This is a genomic window from Caballeronia sp. NCF2 (genome assembly GCF_023631205.1).
Taxonomy (GTDB): domain Bacteria; phylum Pseudomonadota; class Gammaproteobacteria; order Burkholderiales; family Burkholderiaceae; genus Caballeronia; species Caballeronia zhejiangensis.
This window is the reverse complement of the sequence record NZ_JALQDN010000054.1, coordinates 80694-100820: the sequence shown is the minus strand read 5'-3', so window position 1 is coordinate 100820 and position 20127 is coordinate 80694. Positions and strand designations below refer to the sequence as shown.

The 20127-nt window shown below is 62.3% G+C and carries 20 protein-coding genes; 13 read left to right on the top strand and 7 right to left on the bottom strand.

Translation table 11 applies throughout. The annotated features are described in order from the left end of the window. Positions 1-64: 64 nt before the first annotated feature. From NCS02_RS18090 to NCS02_RS18080, 3 genes are read left to right on the top strand one after another with little or no spacing between them, the layout of a single operon-like run. Positions 65-910, top strand: a complete 846-nt coding sequence (locus NCS02_RS18090; protein ID WP_008353152.1) for a fumarylacetoacetate hydrolase family protein — start codon at positions 65-67, stop codon at positions 908-910. Then, the gene (locus tag NCS02_RS18085; RefSeq protein WP_250503025.1) at positions 907-1650 is read left to right on the top strand and encodes an SDR family oxidoreductase; all 744 of its coding nucleotides are present in this window, start codon (positions 907-909) and stop codon (positions 1648-1650) included. Before NCS02_RS18090 ends, NCS02_RS18085 begins: the two co-directional genes overlap by 4 nt. Before the next feature lie 40 nt (positions 1651-1690). Then, complete coding sequence (locus tag NCS02_RS18080) at positions 1691-3007, top strand: MFS transporter (protein ID WP_008353154.1); 1317 nt, start codon at positions 1691-1693, stop codon at positions 3005-3007. An 18-nt stretch (positions 3008-3025) separates the two neighbouring features. Here the strand turns inward: NCS02_RS18080 and NCS02_RS18075 are convergent, their stop codons facing one another. From NCS02_RS18075 to NCS02_RS18065, 3 genes are all read right to left on the bottom strand, one after another. Beyond that, complete coding sequence (locus tag NCS02_RS18075; RefSeq protein ID WP_309792415.1) at positions 3026-3448, bottom strand: DUF6515 family protein; 423 nt, start codon at positions 3446-3448, stop codon at positions 3026-3028. A 129-nt stretch (positions 3449-3577) separates the two neighbouring features. Then, positions 3578-4360: a DUF2092 domain-containing protein gene (locus NCS02_RS18070; RefSeq protein ID WP_250503024.1), complete on the bottom strand. Its 783-nt coding sequence runs from the start codon at positions 4358-4360 to the stop codon at positions 3578-3580. A gap of 349 nt (positions 4361-4709) precedes the next feature. Beyond that, positions 4710-5684, bottom strand: coding sequence for a GGDEF domain-containing protein (locus tag NCS02_RS18065; protein ID WP_250503023.1), 975 nt, complete (start codon positions 5682-5684; stop codon positions 4710-4712). Positions 5685-5938: 254 nt separating this feature from the next. Between NCS02_RS18065 and NCS02_RS18060 the strand changes: the two genes are divergently transcribed. From NCS02_RS18060 to NCS02_RS18030, 7 genes are all read left to right on the top strand, one after another. Then, positions 5939-7033 carry a calcium:cation antiporter gene (locus NCS02_RS18060; RefSeq protein ID WP_175979416.1) on the top strand — a complete coding sequence of 365 codons (1095 nt, stop codon included), beginning with the start codon at positions 5939-5941 and terminating at the stop codon, positions 7031-7033. 105 nt (positions 7034-7138) lie between these two features. Next, complete coding sequence (locus tag NCS02_RS18055) at positions 7139-7927, top strand: ABC transporter substrate-binding protein (RefSeq protein ID WP_175979415.1); 789 nt, start codon at positions 7139-7141, stop codon at positions 7925-7927. 86 nt (positions 7928-8013) lie between these two features. After that, positions 8014-9138, top strand: coding sequence for a succinylglutamate desuccinylase/aspartoacylase family protein (locus NCS02_RS18050; protein WP_008353162.1), 1125 nt, complete (start codon positions 8014-8016; stop codon positions 9136-9138). A 69-nt stretch (positions 9139-9207) separates the two neighbouring features. Beyond that, a complete protein-coding gene (locus tag NCS02_RS18045) occupies positions 9208-9675 on the top strand; it encodes an RbsD/FucU family protein (protein WP_008353164.1) in 468 nt (155 codons plus the stop codon). Positions 9676-9784: 109 nt separating this feature from the next. Then, positions 9785-9934, top strand: a complete 150-nt coding sequence (locus NCS02_RS18040) for a hypothetical protein (RefSeq protein WP_157695790.1) — start codon at positions 9785-9787, stop codon at positions 9932-9934. 119 nt (positions 9935-10053) lie between these two features. Further along, positions 10054-10377, top strand: coding sequence for an ArsR/SmtB family transcription factor (locus NCS02_RS18035; protein WP_008353166.1), 324 nt, complete (start codon positions 10054-10056; stop codon positions 10375-10377). After that, complete coding sequence (locus tag NCS02_RS18030; RefSeq protein ID WP_008353168.1) at positions 10370-10807, top strand: SRPBCC family protein; 438 nt, start codon at positions 10370-10372, stop codon at positions 10805-10807. Before NCS02_RS18035 ends, NCS02_RS18030 begins: the two co-directional genes overlap by 8 nt. A gap of 72 nt (positions 10808-10879) precedes the next feature. Here NCS02_RS18030 and NCS02_RS18025 read toward each other — a convergent pair whose 3' ends face one another. From NCS02_RS18025 to NCS02_RS18010, 4 genes are all read right to left on the bottom strand, one after another. Next, the gene (locus NCS02_RS18025) at positions 10880-12286 is read right to left on the bottom strand and encodes an NCS2 family permease (protein WP_008353171.1); all 1407 of its coding nucleotides are present in this window, start codon (positions 12284-12286) and stop codon (positions 10880-10882) included. A gap of 336 nt (positions 12287-12622) precedes the next feature. Beyond that, positions 12623-14290, bottom strand: a complete 1668-nt coding sequence (gene ggt, locus NCS02_RS18020; protein WP_502800890.1) for a gamma-glutamyltransferase — start codon at positions 14288-14290, stop codon at positions 12623-12625. Positions 14291-14424: 134 nt separating this feature from the next. Beyond that, positions 14425-15186 (bottom strand): SDR family NAD(P)-dependent oxidoreductase, encoded by a 762-nt coding sequence (locus NCS02_RS18015; RefSeq protein WP_008353174.1) that lies wholly within the window; start codon positions 15184-15186, stop codon positions 14425-14427. Positions 15187-15278: 92 nt separating this feature from the next. Continuing rightward, on the bottom strand, positions 15279-16208 hold the full coding sequence (locus NCS02_RS18010) for a LysR substrate-binding domain-containing protein (RefSeq protein WP_008353175.1): 930 nt from the start codon (positions 16206-16208) through the stop codon (positions 15279-15281). Between the two features lie 439 nt (positions 16209-16647). Here NCS02_RS18010 and NCS02_RS18005 point away from each other — a divergent pair, with 439 nt between their 5' ends. The 3 genes from NCS02_RS18005 to NCS02_RS17995 are packed head-to-tail and all read left to right on the top strand — an operon-like array spanning position 16648 to position 20124. Further along, entirely contained in the window at positions 16648-18285 is a 1638-nt protein-coding gene (locus tag NCS02_RS18005) for a peptide ABC transporter substrate-binding protein (protein ID WP_250503021.1), read from the top strand. Positions 18286-18301: 16 nt separating this feature from the next. After that, entirely contained in the window at positions 18302-19222 is a 921-nt protein-coding gene (gene oppB / locus NCS02_RS18000; protein WP_250523254.1) for an oligopeptide ABC transporter permease OppB, read from the top strand. A gap of 11 nt (positions 19223-19233) precedes the next feature. Next, positions 19234-20124 (top strand): ABC transporter permease subunit, encoded by an 891-nt coding sequence (locus NCS02_RS17995; protein ID WP_409014175.1) that lies wholly within the window; start codon positions 19234-19236, stop codon positions 20122-20124. The last annotated feature ends 3 nt before the right edge of the window (positions 20125-20127 follow it).

Here is a 20127-nt window from a genome sequence, read left to right as displayed (position 1 = left end):
TTCAAGCGATGCAGCGTTCTCTACATTGTGGGTTCCGTTCACCTCGTCAAGGAAATACCGACTCATGAAGCTGCTGCGATACGGCGCTCCCGGCCGCGAAAAACCCGGCCTTCTCGATTCCAGCGGCGCGATCCGCGACTTGTCCGGCGTCGTCGGCGATATCGCGGGCGATGCGCTCCTGCCCGAATCGCTCGCACGTCTCGCGAAGCTCGATCCATCGACGCTGCCCGTCGTGCCTTCGAACGAACGCATCGGGCCGTGTGTCGGACGCATCGGCAAGTTCATCTGCATCGGGCTCAATTACGCCGATCACGCGGCGGAATCGAATCTGCCGGTGCCGTCGGAGCCGGTCGTGTTCAACAAGTGGCTCTCGGCGGTCGTCGGCCCGAACGACGATGTGCGCATTCCACGCGGCTCGAAGAAGACCGATTGGGAAGTGGAACTGGGCGTCGTGATCGGCAAGGGCGGCGCGTATATCGACGAAGCCGATGCGATGAGTCACGTCGCCGGTTACTGCGTCATCAACGATGTCTCCGAGCGCGAATATCAGATCGAGCGCGGCGGCACCTGGGACAAGGGCAAGGGCTGCGATACGTTCGGCCCGATCGGTCCGTGGCTCGTCACCGCCGACGAAGTGCCCGATCCGCACAAGCTCCCGCTCTGGCTCGAAGTCGACGGCAAGCGTTATCAGAACGGCAACACGAGCACGATGATCTTCAAGGTCGGCGAGATCGTCGCGTATCTCTCGCGCTTCATGAGCCTGCAACCGGGCGATGTCATTTCGACGGGCACGCCGCCGGGCGTCGGCATGGGGCAGAAGCCGGACGCCATCTATTTGCGCGCGGGACAGACGATGCGCCTCGGCATCGAAGGTCTGGGCGTTCAGCAACAACGCACGGTGGACGCATGAACCGATACGACTTCACGAATCGCGCGGCTGTCGTGACGGGCGGCGCGCAGGGCATCGGCTACGCGGTGGCGCAGCGTCTATTCGAAGGCGGCGCGCGCGTCTCGTTGTGGGATCGCGATGAAGCCGCGCTGGCCAATGCCCGCGCGCGTCTGAGCGACGTTCAGACCGTGCTCGTCGATCTGACGGATCGCGATGCAGTTGCCAACGCGACGTCGCGCACGCTGGAGCGCTTCGGGCAAATCGACGTGCTCGTGCACAGCGCGGGCATCGCGGGCGCGAACGCGACGGTCGCCGATTACGCGCCGGAAGAATGGTCCCGCGTGATCGACGTCGACCTCAACGCGGCGTTCCATGTGAATCAGGCGATCGTCAGGGCGATGATCGCGCGCGGCTATGGACGCATCGTCAACATCGCGTCGATCGCGGGCAAGGAAGGCAATCCGAACGCGTCGGCGTACAGTGCGGCGAAGGCGGGCGTGATCGCGCTGACGAAGAGTCTCGGCAAGGAAACGGCCGGCCTCGATATCGCGGTGAACGCCGTGACGCCCGCCGCCGCGCGCACGAAAATCTTCGAGCAGATGAAGCAGGAGCACATCGACTACATGCTGTCGAAGATTCCGCGCGGACGCTTCGTCGAAGTGAACGAGATCGCATCGATGGTCGCGTTCCTCGCTTCGTCGGAGAACTCGTTCACGACGGGCGCGGTCTTCGATCTCTCCGGAGGACGCGCGACTTACTGAACACACGCGTCAAGACAAGAAAATCAAGGAGACAAGCCACATGAATACCTTCGCCGCCCCGCGCGAGGCGACGCTCGACGACAGCCGCATCTACAAGAAAGTGTTCTGGCGCTTCGTGCCGCTGTTCGTCGCGTGCTTCGTGTTTTCGTATCTCGATCGCATCAACATCAGCTTTGCGAAGCTGCAGATGCAAAGCGAGCTCGGCTTCTCCGACGCCATGTACGGCTTCGGGGCGAGCGTATTCTTCGTCGGATACTTTTTATTCGAAGTGCCAAGCAATATCGTTTTGCATCGCGTCGGGGCGAAGCGCTGGATCGCGCGCATCATGATTACGTGGGGCATCGCGTCGGCGTGCATGATGTTCGTGCGCAGCGAAACGTGGTTCTACGTGCTGCGCTTTCTGATCGGCGCGCTCGAAGCGGGCTTCGTGCCGGGCGCGCTGTACTTCTTCACGAAGTGGTTTCCGTCGTCGCGGCGCGGGCGCATCAACTCGTTTTTCATGGCGTCGATCGCGCTGTGCGGGATCATCGGCAGCCCGCTGTCGGGCGCGATCATGAAGTTCTGCGATGGCCTGAACGGCATGCCCGGATGGCAATGGCTCTTTCTGCTCGAAGGCATTCCGTCGGTGCTGCTCGGCTTTGTCGTGCTCGCGTTCGTCGATGACGACGTCGATCACGCAAAGTGGCTCGACGCCGGCGAAAAGCGCGCGCTGAAAGCGCAACTCGCGCGCGATCCGAAAGTCGGCGAAGTGCATTCGCTGAAGGCCGCGTTCAGCCAGCCCGTCACGCTCGTGATGGCGCTCATCTATCTGTTCCTCGCGATGGGCATCTACGGGCTCGTCTTTTGGATGCCGCAGCTCGTGAAAACCGCGGGCACGAGCGATCCGTTCATGATCGGCCTGATCTCGATGCTGCCTTACGCGGTCGCGGGCATCGGCATGATCCTGATCGGCAAGCATTCGGACCGGACCGGCGAACGGCGCTGGCACCTCGGCGCATGCGCGCTCGCGGGCACGATCGGTTACGTGCTGTGCGGCTTCTTCCCGACGAACACGGTGATGCTCGTGATCGGCCTCACGATCGCCGCGACGGGCATCATTACGTCGCTCGGGCTGTTCTGGATTCTGCCGACGCGCTTTCTCACCGGTATCGCAGCGGCGAGCGGCATCGCGCTCATCAATTCGGTCGGGCAGTTCGGCGGGATCATCAGTCCGTACATGGTCGGCAAAGTGAAGACGATGACCGGCAGCGCGACGCCCGGCCTCTATGCGATCGCATGCGCGTGCCTGCTGGGCGCGATGCTGATCGTGTGGGGCCTGCCGCGCCGCCTGTATTTCCGCGAGAGCGGCAGCGAGTGAAGCGAACTCGACCGCCGGTCAGTGAGGCGCGTTGACCACCACGTACTGAACGGACGTGCCCGAGTATTGCGGCTGATACCACGTCGAGCCGCATTGCTGATACGTCACGCCGTTGACGCTGATCGCGGAGCAACTGGGCGGCAGTGTATGAACGATGGAGCCGACTATGGCTGCCGTCGCGACCACGGTTGTCGTGACGGCGGCAGCGGTTGCCACCGGATGGTCGTTGTACCAGCCGCCGTTGTTGTAGCAGCAGCCGTGGTTGTCACTGATGTTCTGCGCCGCATTCATCCGGTTATTGCTGATGTTTGTCGCCGCGTTCGTTCGGTTCGAACTGACCTGCTGAACGGTGTCCTGCCGGTTGCCCTCACGCGTCGTGCGGTTGGCTTGCCGTGTCGCGACATTGGTTTCATGCGCGCTCTGCCAGGCGCCGCTATTCACGGACGTTTGAGCGCCGCCGCGGACTTGAAAGGCGCTTGCCGTCGACGCGATTGTTGCCAGTAAGAGCGCCGCGCATGCCGTGCTTGAGAAGTTCTTCAAATTCATGATGATGATCTCTACATTAATCGATTATTGCTTGTCTTTGACCTGCACGATTTTGATTTCGCGCGCGTTCTCAGGGGCCGAGAATGCGAATGCGCCATTTCCGATTTCAGGATTGAGGTTCCAGCGATAAATTGCCGTGTATTGCGGCCGCTCCTTGTCCGACAATGTCACGATATTCAACTTGCACGGCAGCGGTTTATCGCCTTTCTGAACCCAGAGCTGCCAATCGACCGATTTTTCGTGGTATGCATAATGTGAGCACGTCGCGCCGTTTATTGTCTCGTCACCGAGATAGGCGGCGGAAAGCACTCTTTTCATGTCGTCCGGATTCGCTCCCAGCGTGAAAATATCGCTTAACGGCAATTCGATTTCGTACTTGTCGCCGAGATCGCTGATCAGTTCCTTGATGGTGGCCGGCGCCGGCACCGTCGCATAGTATTTGCCCGGCTCAGTGTAAAGCGTGAAGTGCTTTCCGTCGAAATAGGCGTGACGACTGCTGCCAGGCGCACCGCCGGAAATATCCGCCTTGAGATGATCGGGGCGATTTACGGTCAGCTTCGTCGTGTGCGACAACTGGACCAATTGTGCCGTTTTACCGTCCACCATGATTTGATCTGTCGTCGAATCGACATCCAGAACGAACTGCTTCACGGTTTGCATATAAGCGCTCATTTTGGCCAGCGCTTCCATTGCGGCGGGATCTGGTTTATGCGCGGTCGCCGTTTCGTTCGCCGATGCGCTTACCATGCTGCATAACGCGCCTGCAACCGCGGCGCACAGCGCGAGTTTCGCGAAGATAGTCGTCATTGTCTTCTCCTGAATTGATGATTGAAATTCGACGAGATAATCATCAGAGAATACCTTTTTGTTATAGGAACATGATTTAGTCCGCGTAAATTTTCTTTGCCGATTGAAATAAATTATATGATGGAAGTGCGTCAGTTCAACTGAAACACTTATTTTCGGTTTTTGCTTCGTGCCCGGCTGACGCGATTATTACGTTTTTTGACGTCGAACTTATTCCCGCCGTATTTTCGGCGCGTTGAATGAGTATTTCGTTTGGCGGCGCGCTGGACAATCGCTGCCTGCGACGCCGTTTATTTGAATAAACGCAATCTGTTTCGGATCAAAGCACAGATCGCAACGCTCGTTGGCGCTAGCGCGCCGGAGCGCTTTTGCGGGCGGCTTTCTGCGCGTACATCTTGCTGTCGCTTGCCGCGAGCAGATCGATCACCGACGAATGCCGAGCGGCGTCGAACTGTGTCTGCCCGACGCTGAAGCGAATCCGATAACCCGGCGCCGATGCCGCATTGCTCGCCGCGAGCAATTCGCGCAGGCGATCGAGCGCGCGGCGCGTTTCGTTTTCGCGGGCGTCGGTCAGAAGGGCGACGAATTCGTCGCCGCCCAGACGGCCGATGACATCGCTCTCCCGCAGCGATTCGCGCAGCGCGGCGGCGAAGGTCACGAGCGCGCGATCCCCTTCCGCATGACCGAAGGTGTCGTTGATCTGCTTGAAATCGTCGAGATCGAAGAAGAGCAGCGACGCGTCGCGCTCAAGGCGCTTGCAGACGTTCAGCGCATGCTGCGCGAGCGCTTCGAAGCCGCGCCGGTTCGCGATGAGCGTCAGCTCGTCGACGGTCGCGAGCTCGATCGCCGCGATCTCCTGTTCCGCGATATGCGCGAGATCGCGCAACAGGCCGCGTTCGTCGCCGTCCAGCTCGCGCGGGCGCGTGTCGATGAGACAGAGCGTGCCGAGCTTGCTGCCGTTGGGCACCATGAGCGGCTGACCGGCGTAGAAACGGATGCCCGGATGGCCCGAGACGAGCGGGTTGTCGTGAAAGCGGACGTCTGCGCGGGCGTCGGGAATCATGAAGACGTCGTCTTGCAGGATCGCGTGTCCGCAGAAAGAAATGTCGCGCGAGGTTTCCTGCACGCCGAGACCCGCGCACGACTTGAACCACTGACGGTTTTCGTCGATGAGCGAGACGAGCGCGATGGGTACGTCGAAGACGCGGCGCGCGAGACGCGTCAACCGGTCGAAGCGTTCTTCGGCGGGCGTATCGAGGATGCCGAGCGTGCGCAGGGTGGCAAGGCGGGCGGATTCGTTCTCGGGTATCGGTGCGACGAGCATGTGTCTCCGTGCTTAACGTAACCACTGGAGCCGTTATTCTCTGACAATTGCGCAATAAATACATCCGTTCGTGCCGAAGGCGCGCGGTTGCGTTTTCGCTATGATGCCGATGGTCTGCGGCCCTTTGTCACGGCAATCCCTTCGCACGCGCGGCGCTCGCGCAGGTCCGATGCATTCGGCGCGTTTTTGCTGCAACCTCGTGGCTACATCGCAAGAGCCGACGATCCCATTCAACCGATCCGCCCGGAGCGCCGATGAAATTCAAGCTGGACTGGACCCTCGTTTCCCCGATTCTCGCGCTCGTCGTGCTGGCCGCGGCCGCTTTCATACACAGCGGCGCGCTGATCGTGCTCGCGGCCATCGCGCTGGCGTTCGCCGTGTTCGCGGCGGTGCATCACGCGGAAGTGGTCGCGCATCGCGTCGGCGAGCCGTTCGGCACGCTGGTGCTCGCGGTCGCCGTCACGGTGATCGAAGTCGCGCTGATCGTCTCCGTGATGCTTTCCGGGGGTCCGGAAAAAGCCGGTCTGCCGCGCGACACGGTGTTCGCCGCGATCATGATCTGCAGTTGCGGGATCGTCGGGCTGTGTCTGCTGATCGGCGGCTTGCGGCATCACGTGCAGGATTTTCAGCTGCAAGGCGCGAGCGCCGCGCTCGCGATCCTGTGCGCGCTTTCCGTGCTTACACTGGTCTTGCCGAATTTCACGAGCACGGTCGCCGGTCCCGCGCTTTCGACGTCGCAACTGATCTTCGTCGGCGTGATTTCGCTCGTGCTGTACGTGACGTTCGTGTTCGTGCAGACGATCCGCCATCGCGATTATTTCCTGCCGTTCACGCCGCCGGCCGCCGCGGGCGTGCAGGACGAGGACGAGGCGCCGCACGCGCCGCCGCCGAGCAACCGGGAGGCGTGGGTCGCGCTCATCTTTCTGATGCTTTCGCTGGTTTCGGTGGTCGGGCTGGCGAAGCTGCTGTCGCCGGCGGTGGAAGCGGGCGTCGCGGCGGCGGGCGCGCCCGAGGCTGTGGTCGGCGTGGTGATCGCCGCGCTCGTGCTGCTGCCGGAAGGACTCGCCGCCTTGCGCGCGGCGCGCCTGAACCGCCTCCAGACGAGCTTGAATCTCGCGCTCGGTTCGGCGCTCGCGAGCATCGGATTGACTATTCCCACAGTGGCCGTCGTCTCGATCTTCATGGGCCAGCCGATTTCGCTCGGGCTCGCGCCCAAGGAAATCGTCATGCTCGCGCTCACGCTGCTCGTGTCCGTCATTACGCTCGGCACGGGCCGCTCGACCGTGCTCCAAGGCGTCGTGCATCTCGTGATCTTTGCGGCTTTCCTGTTTCTTTCGGTCGTGCCTTGACGCGCGTCGTCCGATCAATCGTGCGATTTTGTTACCATTCACGGTTTTTCGCGCGCGTCCGCGCGCGACGTTTCGCGGTCTCATCGAAAGTCCTGAAGGAAAAGCATGTCATTGAAGAAGTCCGCATCGTTCGCGATGCTTGCAGCACTCGCCGCCGTGTCGTTCTCGGCGCAAGCGAAGGAAATCACGCAAATCCGTTTCGCCGTCGATCCGTCCTATCCGCCGTTCGAATCCAAGCAGGCCGACGGCAAGCTCGCCGGCTTCGATATCGATCTCGGCAATGCGCTCTGCGCGCAGATGAAGGTCAAGTGCGTGTGGGTCGAAAACAATTTCGACGGCATGATTCCCGGCCTCAAGGCCCGCAAATTCGACGCCGTGTTGTCCGACATGGGCATCACCGAAGAGCGCCTGAAGCAGATCGATTTCACCGATCCGCTCTATGACACGCACGCGCAACTCGTCGCGCGCGCCGGCTCGGGCATCCTGCCGACGCCGCAGGCATTGAAGGGCAAGCGCGTCGGCGTCGAGCAAGGCACGGTGCAGGAGCGTTACGCGAAAGTGAAATGGGAGCCGCAAGGCGTGACCGTCGTGGCTTACGGCGATCAGGAACAGGTCGAGGCCGATCTCGTCGCGGGCCGCATCGACGCGATCTTCACCGACGCCGCGCAAGCCGCCATCGGCTTTCTGAAGAAGCCGCAGGGCAAGCCGTTCGCGCTCGTCGGCCCGATCGTCGAGGACAAGGCGATCATCGGTCCGGGCACGGCCATCGGTCTGCGCAAGGGCGACGCCGATCTGAAGAACGGCCTGAACAACGCGTTCGCCGAGATCAAGAAGAACGGCACGTTCAAGCGCATCATGGCGAAGTATTTCGAGACGGATATCTCGATCCGGTAAGCGCCGTCCGCCGCATTCGTTTTCGACCGGAAAGGCATCGTTCGCGATGCCTTTTCTTTTCGCTTTCGACGAGAGATACATCGAAGATGCAGGTTCATCATCATCCGCTCGTCGGCGCGTCGCTCGGCACAGGGCGCGCGATCACGAGCTATCGATTCGGTCCGCAAGACGGCGACGCGGCGCCGAAGGTCTATATCCAGGCTTCGCTGCATGCCGACGAATTGCCGGGCATGGTCGTCGCGTGGTATCTGAAGCGGCGCTTCGCCGAACTGGAAGCAGCGGGGAAGCTGAACGCGCGTGTCGTAGTCGTGCCGGTCGCGAATCCGGCGGGATTGAACCAGCATTGGTTCGGCACGCAAATGGGCCGCTTCGAGATGCGCTCGGGGCAGGACTTCAACCGGCGCTTTCCCGAGTTCGGCGCGGAATTGGCGCTCGAACTCAAGAACCGTCTGACGGGCGACGCGACGCGGAACGCTCGGCTCATCCGCGCGGCGCTGCGCGAGCATCTGGCGGCGCTCGAAGCGGCGACCGAGCTCGAATCGCAACGCATCGAGCTGATGAAACTCGCGTGCGACGCGGATCTCGTCATCGACCTGCATTGCGACTGGGAAGCCGTCGCGCATCTCTACACGACGCCCGGCGCGTGGCCCGCGATCGAACCGCTCGCGCGCTATCTCGGCAGCGAGGCGCAATTGCTTGCGGACGTGTCGGGCGGCGAGCCGTTCGACGAGGCGTGCACGGCGGCGTGGCGCTATCTGCGCGGTGCGCTCGGCGAGCGCTTTCCGATTCCGATGGGCGCGCAATCCGTCACGCTCGAACTGCGCGGCGTGCGGGACGTGTCGCACGAGATGGCGGCGCGCGATGCACAGGCGATCGTCGATTATCTGACGCACATCGGCATGATCGCAGGCGATGCGCCGAAGCCGCCGCCGCTGCGCAATCCCGCGACGCCGCTTGCGGGATGCGAGTACATCCACGCGCCGATGTCGGGCGTGATTCTGCATCGGCGGGAAATCGGCGAGCGGATTCGCGCGGGCGACGTCATCGCCGACGTGCTCGATCCGCTCGACGATCGCCTCGTGCCGCTCGTGGCGCAGACGGAAGGGCTGCTCTACGCGCGGCACTGGACGCGCTTCGCGACGGCGGGAATGCTGGTCGCGCGCATCGCGGGCGCGGACGCGGCGCGGCAGGGCGACCTGCTCGTGCCTTAGCTGCGCCTCGGTTGCGCGGCGGCGGGTACCATATATTCGGCTGGCCTTACGTCATGGAGAACAAGAAACATGCTCAAGAACATCGATCCGCTGCTCAACGCGGACATCCTGCACGCGCTCTGCGCGATGGGTCACGGCGACGAAGTCGTGATCTGCGACGCCAACTTTCCCGCCGATTCCGTCGCACGACAGACGGTGCTCGGGCGCGTGCTGCGGCTCGACGGCGTGAGTTCGCCGCGCGCGGTGCGGGCGGTGCTGTCGGTGCTGCCGCTCGATACGTTCGTCGATCATCCTGCTCAGCGCATGGAGGTCGTCGGCGACGCGGCCGCGCTGCCCGCCGTGCAACGCGAAGCGCAGCGTGAAGTCGATGACGCCGAGGGGCGCGCCGTGCCGCTGGCGTCGATCGAGCGTTTTGCCTTCTACGAGCGCGCGAAGAACGCGTATTGCGTGATCGCCACCGGCGAATCTCGGGGTTACGGCTGCTTCATTTTCAAAAAGGGCGTGCAGTTGGCGCCCGACGCGCCGGAGAAAAATTGACCGATCGACCTAGGGAATACCCTGTTGCTTTTTTGAAAACGTGTTGCGGTGCAGCGAGAAAGGCGTATAGTTAGGGTTATTCCCTAGCTACTTACCCTGAGAGACCCACATGAAAACCACCGCACAACAATCCCTGGTCGTTTCGTTCGGTTCCTGGCTGCGCGCGGCAAAGGCTGCGGTGCGTCGTGAGTGGAACCGTGCGCTGCAACTGCATCTCCAGAACTGCGAGATTCTCGTCGAATCGTATCGCCGCAAGTAAGCCGCGCGCGACAGCATCCCGGTCAAGAGCATCATCCGCAACGCCCCGGAAGTGAAGAGCTTCCGGGGCGTTGTCGTTTTCGCGCTTGACATGCAACCAAATGGTTGCATAATCCGTTCATGGATGACGATTCGGTTTTTCGCGCGCTCGCCGACGCGAGCCGCAGGCAACTGCTCGACCGGCTTCGCGAGGCGAATGGCCAGACGCTCGGCGATTTATGCGACGGCCTCGGCATGACGCGGCAGGCCGTGTCGAAGCATCTCGCGATACTCGAAGACGCGAATCTCGTGTCGACGCAGCGTCATGGCCGCGAGAAGCGTCATTTCCTTAATCCGGTGCCGATCCACGAGATCGCGCAACGCTGGATCAGCAAGTTCGAGCGTCCGCGGCTGGACGCTTTGTCCGACCTGAAACGCACGCTTGAAGGAGACGATCATGAGTAGCGACACGTTTGTGTATGTGACCTACATCCGCACGACGCCGGGAAAGCTGTGGGAAGCGCTGACGACGCCTGAGTTCGTTCGGCAGTACTGGTTCGGGATGCATCAGGAATCCGACTGGTCAGCAGGCTCCGCGTGGAAGATGCTGTTTTCCGATGGACGCGTCGCGGATGCCGGAGAAGTGCTCGAAGCCGAGCCGGGCAAGCGCCTCGTGCTGAAATGGCGCAACGAATTTCGCGACGATCTGAAGGACGCGGGCTGGTCGCGCTGCACCTACGACATCGAGGCGCTCGGCGATGCGGTCAAGCTCACGGTCACGCACGTCAGCGAGAGCAAACCGTTCATCGAGGCCGTGTCGGGCGGATGGCCGAAGATTCTGTCGAATTTGAAGTCGTTGTTGGAGACGGGTTCCGTCGCGCTCGTCACGAAGTAACACGGCCATGAAAAACGGCGCGCTGTCCTCTCGGGCAGCGCGCCGTTTCGCTTCACGCGATCGAGCCGTCGATCAGATCGCCCAGCCGCCGAGATAGAAAACCGCGAGCACGACCGCGATCGCCACCGTGCCGACATTCAGCTTGCGCCATTCGCCCGCGACGATGCGGCCGATCACGAGCGTGCAAAAGCCGAGCATGATGCCCGTCACGATATTCGCCGACAGCACGATATACACCGCGCAAACGAGGCCCGACATCGTGTCGACCGTGTCCTCGAAATGCAGCTTGCTCACGTTGCCGAGCATCAGCAGGCCGACGTACATCAGCGCAGGCGCCGTCGCGTAGGAAGGCACGAGCGCGGCGAGCGGCGACAGGAACATCACCACCAGGAACAGCACGCCGACGACGCTTGCCGCGAGACCCGTCTTCGCGCCCGCCGCCACGCCCACCGACGATTCGATATACGCCGCAGCCGGCGCGCCGCCGAAGCAGGCGGAGAAGATCGAGCTGAGCGAATCGGCGGTCAGCGCGCGGCCGCCGTTGACGATGCGTCCGTTCTTGTCGATCTGGCCCGCTTGGCCCGCGACCGCGCGGATCGTGCCGGTCGCGTCGAACACGGCGGTCATCACGAGCGCGAGCACGCTCGGCAGTACGGCCATCGAGAGTGCTCCCTTGATGTCCATCGCACCGATCAGCGATGCATGGCCCGGCGCCGACAACGCCGGCAGCGCGAACACGCCATGAAAGCGCACGGACGGATCGAAGATCAGGCCGATCGCCGACAGGCCGATCACCACCAGCAGGATGCCGCCCGGCACGCGCCGGCGCTCCAGACCGAAGATCGCGGCGAGGCCCGCCACCGACATCAGCACCGGAAACGCCGTGATATGCCCGAGCGACACCGGCATGCCGGGCGCGGGATTCTTGATGATGAGCCCGACATCGTTCGATGCGATCAGCAGCAGGAACAAGCCGATGCCGATGCCCGTGCCGTGCGCGACGCCCGTCGGCAGATTGCGCAGGATCCACGAACGCACGCCGGTGACGGAGATCGCGGTGAACACGACGCCCATCAGGAACACGGCGCCGAGCGCGATGTTCGGCGTCAATCCCTTGCCGAGCACGAGACCGAAGGCCGTGAACGCAGTCAGCGAGATTGCGCAGCCGATCGCGATCGGCAGACGCGCCCACACGCCCATCAGCAGCGAGCCGAACGCGGTCGTGAGGCACACCGCGACGAACACCGCGCTCGTGTCGAAGCCGGCCTTGCCGAGCATGCCCGGCACGACGAACACGGAGTAGACCATCGCGAGGAACGTCGTAACGCCCGCGACGATCTCGCGTTTTTCCGTGCTGCCGGTTTTGGAAATGCCGAAATAGCGATCGAGAAATCCGCCGCTGGCGGTCTGAACGCTTTCCTCTCGTTCTGTGGGGGTGATGTCGATGTCGCCAAGCTGCTGGGCGGAGGATTCCAACATGAGCTGCTCCTTTATCAGCACGCTGAAACGGAACGCCGTGCGCCGCGCTTGTCAGCTCGCCGGCACCGCGGGTCCATCGTCAGGGTCGTCTCGTATGTAGTTCTGGATGAATGCCGGGTGACGCGCTCTGATGGCTGCACTCGGTCAGGACAGAGACTAGGGGAACAGAACGCGGGGTCCAATCCCATGAAAAACATGCCGCTCATGCCGAGCGGCTTATATGCCGCGAATCCCGCGCGGGGCGGGGCTCTCGCATGAGCGAAAAAAGGCCGGACTAGGGGAAACGCCTAGTCCGGACCGGGACGCTATTTTACTCGTTCGACGTTGTAAGGCGCGTTACTGGATGACGCGCGACACGCCGCGTCCGCGCGGATCGGACATCGGTTCGGGCTTGTCGCCGTCGATGCGGATCGCCTGAATGTCGCCATTGAAGTTCTGCATCGTGAACTTGTAGCCCTTGTCTTCGAGCTGCTTGACGACGCTCGCGTCGAGCTGATGGAACGGCTCCTGATAGATCGTGTCCGGCGGCAGCAACTGATGATGGAATCGCGTCGCGCCGACGGCTTCCGCCAGCGGCATGTCGAAGTCGTACACGTTCGTGATGACCTGGAAAATCGACGTGAAAATGCGCGAGCCGCCCGGCGTGCCGATCACCATCGCGACCTTGTCGTCCTTCGTGAGGATGGTCGGCGTCATCGACGAAAGCGGACGCTTTTTCGGCGCGATGGCGTTCGCATCGCTGCCGACGACGCCGAACATGTTCGGCACGCCCGGCTTCGACGCGAAGTCGTCCATTTCGTCGTTGAGCACGACGCCCGTGCCTTCCGCGATCACGCCCGCGCCGAAATAGCCGTTGATCGTGTACGTGTTCGACACCGCGTTGCCCCATTTGTCGACGACCGAAAAGTGCGTCGTTTCCGCCTTCTCGGGCATCGACGTGCCGAGTCCCGGCTGCACGCTCTTCGTGTCCGAAGGCTTGTCGGGATTGACTTCCTGCGCACGCTTCAGGATGTAGTCGTCGTTGGTGAGCTGCGCGACCGGCACCTTGTAGAAGTCCGGATCGCCGAGATATTGCGCGCGGTCCGCGAACACGCGCTTCTCGATTTCGGCCACGAGATGGATGTACTGCGCGGAATCGAGCGGCACGTCCTGGAACTTGTCCTTGAGGTCGGCCTTCATCTTGAGCAACTGCACGAGGCCGACGCCGCCGGAGCTCGGCGGCGGCGCGGTGATCACGCGATAGCCGTTCCAGCTCGCCGTGATCGGCTGACGCCACACCGCCTTGTAGTCCTTCAGGTCGCGCGTCGTGATGAGGCCGTGGCCTTCCATCGACTTGGCGATCAGCTCGGCGGTTTCGCCTTCGTAGAAGCCTTTCGCGCCTTTATCGGAGATGCGCTGCAAGGTCTTGGCGAGATCCGGCTGCTTGAACACCTGACCGGCCTTCATGCCGCCGAAGTACAGATCGAAGTTGGTCTTGCCGGCGAACTCCTTCGATGCGTTGTCGCGTCGCGAGACGAGCTGATCGTCGACTTCGAAGCCGTCCTGCGCGTACTTGATGGCCGGCGCGAGCACCTGTTTCCACTTCAACTTGCCGAAGCGCTTCTGCGCTTCCCACATGCCCTGGACCGTGCCCGGCACGCCCACCGCGCGATGCCCGATGAGGCTCATGCCCTTGATGACCTCGCCCTTGTCGTCGAGATACATGTTGCGCGTGGCCGAAAGCGGCGCGCGCTCGCGATAGTCGAGGAAGTACGGACGATGATCGACGTAGAGCGTCATGAAGCCACCGCCGCCGATATTGCCCGCTTCCGGATACGTCACGGCGAGCGTGAAGGCGATCGCGACGGCCGCATCGACCGCATTGCCGCCGAGCTTGAAGATTTGTTCCGCGGTGTCGGCGGCGTATTTGTCGGCGACCGCGACAGCCGACGCGGTCAGCACCGCCGGCTGATTGTCGGTGGTTTTTGCGTAAGCCGGCGCCGTCTCGACGAATCCCGCCATCATGAGCGCCGACGCGACGATGGCGCCGAGTGCGACCGAGCGGATGCGAAGTTCCTTTTTCAAAAGCATCTCCTGCGTTCTCCTTTATTGCATGCGACGAAAGACCAGCGCTTTATATACCACGAGCCGCCCGACGCTCAGGGCATCAACTGGCCGCCGTTCACGTCGATGATCTGGCCCGTCACATAGCGCGACATCGCTTCCGACGCAAGATAGAGGAACGCGCCGCTGCAATCGTCCGGCTCGCCGATGAAGCCCATCGGAATTGCCTTGCGGAAGGATTCAAGTTGTTCCGGCGATGTGAAGCGCTCCTGAAACGGCGTCTGGATCACGCCGGGCGCGACCGCATTCACGCGGATGCGATCCGGCATCAGTTCCTTCGCCATGCCCTTGGTGATGGTGCTGACGAAGCCCTTCGACGCCGCGTAGAGGAGCGCGCCCGGCCCGCCGCCGTTGCGCGCCGCCACCGATGTCACGTTGATGATCGAGCCGCCGCCGCCCGAGCGCAGCGACGGCAGCGCCGCGCGCGTGAACGCGACGACCGAGCGCGCGTTGATGTGCATGATCTCGTCGAAGAGCTCGTCGCTCGCGGACGCGATCGGCTCGCGTTTCACGAGACTGCCCGCGTTATTGATGAGCACGTCGATCTTGCCGAACGTATCGGCGACTTGCGCGACGGCGGCATCGATGGCTTTTGAATCGCGCACATCCGCGCCGACGGTGATCGCCGTGACGCCGAGCGCGCGCACGTCCTTCGCGACTTCCTCGGCCTTGTCTTTCGAGCTGTTGTAGTGCACCGCGACATTCGCGCCGTATTGCGCGAACGCTCGCGCCGCCGCCGCGCCTATGCCGGTGCTCGCGCCGGTGATGAGAATCGACTTGCCTTTCAGATCGTGCATGTGTGCTCCGTATGGATGAGGGTTTGAAGCGGGCGCAACAGACGAGAGTATGAAACGGAAAACCGATCGGCGGCCGAGTGGCGCGCGGTGCGTCAGTCCTCCGCGAGAGGCGCTTCTTCGGCGGCCTCGAACGAATAGTGCTCGACCACGCGCTTCACCGAACTTCGGAACGATGCGACGAGATCGGAGCGGATGCCGCTGCTCGGATACGACAGCACGTATTCATATTCGATGTCGGTCTCGAACGGCCGCACGACCACGCCGTGCGCGCGCCAGACCTTGGCCGCGAACGGCTCGACGATCGAAATGCCGAGCCCGCCCGCCACCATCGCGTAACGCGTGTGCGCCGTGTCGGTGAAAACGGTGTAACGCGGCCGGTCTTCCGTCGATGAAATCAGCGATTGCTCCGCCTCGTACGGCTGGCGCGCGTTCGGCAGCCAGCCGATGAGCTTTTCGCCGCGCAAGTCGGAAGGGCGCACGATCTTCTTCTTCGCGAGCTTGTGCGTCGTGGGCATCGCGCACGACGCGCGCGCCTTGAGCAGCGTCTCCACCTCGATGCCCGCGACCGCCGGAAACGCCAGGCTCAACGCGACATCGGCCTTGTGGTTCTGCAGGTTCACCAGCACTTCCGGCACTTTCACCGAATCGACCTTGATCGGCACGCCGGGATGACGTTCGGTGAAATCGGCGAGTACGGGCGGCAAAAGCGTGGTCGCGAGCACGGGCATGCATGCGACCGTGAGGCTGTCTGAAGCTTCCTCGCGAATCATTGCGGCGACCTGCTTCAAGCGCTCCAGGCCGAGGAAGTTCTCCTCGACGGACTTGTAGAAGCGCAGGCCGGCGGTCGTCGGATTGAGACGGCCGCCGATGCGCGAGAACAGGCTGAAGCCGAGATCGGCTTCGAGATCGGCGATCAGGCGGCTGATTGCGGGCTGCGTCACATGGAGTTTTTTTGCTGCGCCGACACTGGTGCCGGTCATGATGAGGCTGCGAAATGCCTCGATCTGGCGGAAACGGATCATCTTTCGGACGGCTCTGAAGCGGCGGTTATACGGCGACGCAATCTTATAGGAAACAAACACTTGCTGCCTTAACCCTGTTCAGCTAACAAAAGCCCGAAAGTGCGTTAAACCAACAAATTAAACGACTATTCGAAAAATTTAGTGACTATAAGCACATGTGAGTGGCATCCGTCTTATTGATACGAAATACTCGCCGCCAGCCTGAAGCACGAATGAAAGCGTCTACGTAAGAAATATCCGCCAGACGCGCGGTTTTCAACGAGTTATCGGCATTGGCGCGCCGACAGATGATAGAAAGCAATACGTTAGATTCTCCGGGCTTGAAGCTGCTTTGTTTAGCCCAACGGCGATAAACGATCCGCTACACGAAGGACTGCCAAATTTCGAAAGCCCGGCGAAAGGCAACAATCGATAAACGAGACAGGAAAGAGGATTCCCCATGACGTTTTTTGCCGTTCCCCACGCATCGATCCAACGCACGAAACTCGCCGCCGCCGCGGCGCTGCTCGCGTTCTCCGCGCTGAACGCGTCGGCCGCCATCGTGCCGCCGGGTGTTGCGCTCGCCGCGAAGCAGGAACTCGTGCGCAACAACGGCTCGGAGGTCGAGACGCTCGATCCGGCGCTGGTCGAAACCGTGGTGGCGGCCAACGTCTCGCGCGACCTGTTCGAGAGCCTGACCGCGACGAATTCGGACGGCACGGTCGTGCCCGGTGTCGCGGAAAAATGGGAACAGAAGGACGCGACGACCTGGATTTTCCATCTGCGCAAGAACGCCCGCTGGTCCAATGGCGACGCCGTCACCGCAAACGATTTCGTGTACGGCTGCCAGCGCTTCCTCGACCCGAAAACGGCGTCGTCGTATGCGAGCGTGTACGGCCCGTTCCTGCTGAACGGCGCGGATATCGCCGCGGGCAAGAAGCCGGCGAGCGCGCTCGGGGTGCGCGCCATCGACGCGAGCACCGTCGAAATCAAGACCGCCGGACCCGTGCCGTTCCTGCCGGAACTGATGTCGAATCCGAACCTCGGGCCGGTGCATCGCGCGACGATCGAGAAATTCGGCAAGGAATGGACGAAGCCGGGCAACATCGTCAGCAACGGCGCGTTCCAGTTGAAGGACTGGCAGGTCAACAGCAAGCTCGTGCTGACGAAGAACGCGAACTACTGGGACAAGGCGAACGTTCAACTGACGCAAGTCACGTATCTGCCGGTCGAAGACGAGAACACCGACGTCAAGCTGTTCCAGTCCGGCGAGAACGACATGACGTATCAGCTTCCGACCGGCACCTACGCGAAGTACAGCCAGCAGTTCCCGAAGGACATCCGCAACTCGCTGATTCTCGGTACGCGCTACTACAGCTTCAACAATCGCGATCCGCTGCTGAAGGACGTGCGCGTGCGCAAGGCGCTCTCGATGGTCATCGACCGCGACCTGCTCGCGCAACGCGTGACCGCCGATGGTCAGACGCCGCTTTACGGCCTGCTGCCGAAGGGCGTGAGCGGCGCCGACGTGTCGAACTACGAATGGGCGACGTGGCCGATGGCCAAGCGGGTCGAGGAAGCCAAGAAGCTGCTCGAACAGGCGGGCGTGAAGCCCGGAACGAAGCTGCGATTCGCGATGAACACGAGCGATTACAACAAGAAGATGGCGATCTTCGTCGCATCGGAATGGAAGTCGAAGCTCGGCCTCGCGATGGACATCGAATCGATGGAGTTCAAGGTGCTGTTGAAGAAGCGCCATGAAGGCGACTATCAGATCGCACGCAACGGCTGGGTCGCCGATTACAACGACGCGACGACCTTCCTTACGCTCGTGCAATGCAAGTCGGAGCAGAACGACAATTTCAGCTGCAACCCGAAGGCCGACGCGCTCATCAAGGAAGCCGGCGAAACCACGGATCAAGCCAAGCGCACGCAGTTGCAGACGCAGGCCGCGAAGATCGTAATGGACGACTATCCGATGCTGCCGCTCCTGCAATACGGCCTGCCGCGCCTCGTGAAGAGCTACGTCGGCGGATACTCGCTGAAGAATCCGATGGATCATTACGGCAGCAAGGATCTCTACATCGTCAAGCACTGACGGCAAGGAGCCTTTCATGTGGTCCTATACCTTGCGGCGCGTGTTGCTCACGCTGCCGACGCTGCTGATCGTCGTGACGATCTGCTATCTGCTCCTGCACGCAACGCCGGGCGGTCCGTTCGATGGCGAGCGCAAGATTCCGGCGGAAGTGCTCGCGAATCTGCAGGCGAAGTATCACCTCGACGAGCCGCTGTGGAAGCAGTATGTGTTCTATCTTCGAGACCTTCTGCACGGCGATCTCGGTGCGTCGTTCCGTTATGCCGACTGGAGCGTGAACGATCTCGTGCTTCGTGCGCTGCCGGTATCGCTGACGATCGGCGGCGTGTCGATGCTGCTTGCCATCGTGATCGGCGTCGCGCTCGGCATCGCCGCGGCACTGCGCCGCAATAGCATCGCGGACTATGTGCTGATGCTCGCCAGCAACGCGGGCAATGCGTTCCCGTCGTCCGTGCTCGGGCCGGTGTTGATCCTCGTCTTCGCGATCCTGCTCAAGTGGCTGCCCGCGGGCGGCTGGAACGACTTCCAGTTGCGCTATATGGCGCTGCCCGTCGCGCTGCTCGTGATGATCAACGTCGCCACGGTCGGCCGCGTGACGCGCGCGAGTCTGATCGAAGTGCTGAACACGAACTACATCCGCACCGCGCGCGCGAAAGGCTTGCCGATGCGCACCATCGTGCTGCGCCATGCGCTGAAGCCGACGCTCATTCCTGTCGTCTCGGTGATCGGCCCGCTCGCGATCTCGTCGATCACGGCGGCGGTCGTCACGGAATCGGTGTTCTCGCTGCCGGGCATCGGCAAGCTGATCGTGAACGGCGCGGCCAATCGCGATTACACGCTCGTGCTCGGACTCGTCGTGCTCGTCACGGTGGTGGCCGTGCTGCTCAACCTGCTGGTCGATCTCGCGTATGCGTGGCTCGATCCGAAGATTCGTTACTGAAAGGGCGCGCGATGAAATCTGCTTCTCTTGCACCGATGCTCGAAAAGGCGGTCGCCGGCCGCAGCCCGTGGCAGGACGCGCGCGCGCGTTTCCTGCGCAACAAGGCGGCGGTCGTGAGTCTCGCGCTGCTCGTGCTGATCACGCTCGCGTGCATCGTCGGACCGTGGTTGTTGCCGAACGAATTCGACTCGACCGACTGGAACGCGACGAGCGTCGCGCCGACGCTCGCCAACTGGCATCTGTTCGGCACCGACGACACTGGCCGCGATCTGCTCGTGCGCTGCCTGATCGGCGGGCGCGTGTCCCTGATGATCGGCGCGCTCGCCACGCTCACGTCGGTGACGCTCGGCATCCTGTGGGGCGCGGTCGCGGGCTTCGTCGGCGGACGCGTCGATAACGCGATGATGCGTATCGTCGACATGATGTACGCGATTCCGTATCTGCTCATCGCGATTCTGATGGTGACGCTGCTCGGCCGCGAGTTCTATCTCGTCGTCATCACCATCACGATCTTTTCGTGGATGGACATGGCGCGCGTCGTGCGCGGCCAGACGCTGTCGATCCGCTCCAAGGAATATGTCGAAGCGGCGCGCGCGATCGGCGTGCCGACGCGGCGCATCATCGCGCGGCATGTGGTGCCGAATCTGCTCGGCATCGTCGCGATCTATACGACTGTCACCGTGCCTGCCGTCATCCTCACGGAATCCGTGCTGTCGTTCCTCGGCCTCGGCGTGCAGGAACCGATGACGAGCTGGGGCGTGCTGATTCAAGACGGCGTCGGCGTGATGGAGTCGTCGCCGTGGATTCTGCTGTTTCCGGCGGCGCTGCTCTCGATCACGCTTTACTGCATCAACTTTGTCGGCGACGGGCTGCGCGACGCGCTCGATCCGAAGGACAGGTGAGCC

Bases quoted from the DNA above. Each gene is read 5' to 3' on its own strand.
- NCS02_RS18040 (WP_157695790.1), top strand. From the start codon at position 9,785: ATGAAAACCACCGCACAACAATCCCTGGTCGTTTCGTTCGGTTCCTGG.
- NCS02_RS17995 (WP_409014175.1), top strand. From the start codon at position 19,234: ATGAAATCTGCTTCTCTTGCACCGATGCTCGAAAAGGCGGTCGCCGGC.
- NCS02_RS18080 (WP_008353154.1), top strand. From the start codon at position 1,691: ATGAATACCTTCGCCGCCCCGCGCGAGGCGACGCTCGACGACAGCCGC.
- NCS02_RS18035 (WP_008353166.1), top strand. From the start codon at position 10,054: ATGGATGACGATTCGGTTTTTCGCGCGCTCGCCGACGCGAGCCGCAGG.
- NCS02_RS18055 (WP_175979415.1), top strand. From the start codon at position 7,139: ATGTCATTGAAGAAGTCCGCATCGTTCGCGATGCTTGCAGCACTCGCC.
- ggt (WP_502800890.1), bottom strand. From the start codon at position 14,290: ATGATGGCGGGATTCGTCGAGACGGCGCCGGCTTACGCAAAAACCACC.
- NCS02_RS18090 (WP_008353152.1), top strand. From the start codon at position 65: ATGAAGCTGCTGCGATACGGCGCTCCCGGCCGCGAAAAACCCGGCCTT.
- NCS02_RS18050 (WP_008353162.1), top strand. From the start codon at position 8,014: ATGCAGGTTCATCATCATCCGCTCGTCGGCGCGTCGCTCGGCACAGGG.
- NCS02_RS18015 (WP_008353174.1), bottom strand. From the start codon at position 15,186: ATGCACGATCTGAAAGGCAAGTCGATTCTCATCACCGGCGCGAGCACC.
- NCS02_RS18005 (WP_250503021.1), top strand. From the start codon at position 16,648: ATGACGTTTTTTGCCGTTCCCCACGCATCGATCCAACGCACGAAACTC.
- NCS02_RS18030 (WP_008353168.1), top strand. From the start codon at position 10,370: ATGAGTAGCGACACGTTTGTGTATGTGACCTACATCCGCACGACGCCG.
- NCS02_RS18045 (WP_008353164.1), top strand. From the start codon at position 9,208: ATGCTCAAGAACATCGATCCGCTGCTCAACGCGGACATCCTGCACGCG.
- NCS02_RS18085 (WP_250503025.1), top strand. From the start codon at position 907: ATGAACCGATACGACTTCACGAATCGCGCGGCTGTCGTGACGGGCGGC.
- NCS02_RS18010 (WP_008353175.1), bottom strand. From the start codon at position 16,208: ATGATCCGTTTCCGCCAGATCGAGGCATTTCGCAGCCTCATCATGACC.
- NCS02_RS18060 (WP_175979416.1), top strand. From the start codon at position 5,939: ATGAAATTCAAGCTGGACTGGACCCTCGTTTCCCCGATTCTCGCGCTC.
- NCS02_RS18070 (WP_250503024.1), bottom strand. From the start codon at position 4,360: ATGACGACTATCTTCGCGAAACTCGCGCTGTGCGCCGCGGTTGCAGGC.
- NCS02_RS18065 (WP_250503023.1), bottom strand. From the start codon at position 5,684: ATGCTCGTCGCACCGATACCCGAGAACGAATCCGCCCGCCTTGCCACC.
- oppB (WP_250523254.1), top strand. From the start codon at position 18,302: ATGTGGTCCTATACCTTGCGGCGCGTGTTGCTCACGCTGCCGACGCTG.
- NCS02_RS18025 (WP_008353171.1), bottom strand. From the start codon at position 12,286: ATGTTGGAATCCTCCGCCCAGCAGCTTGGCGACATCGACATCACCCCC.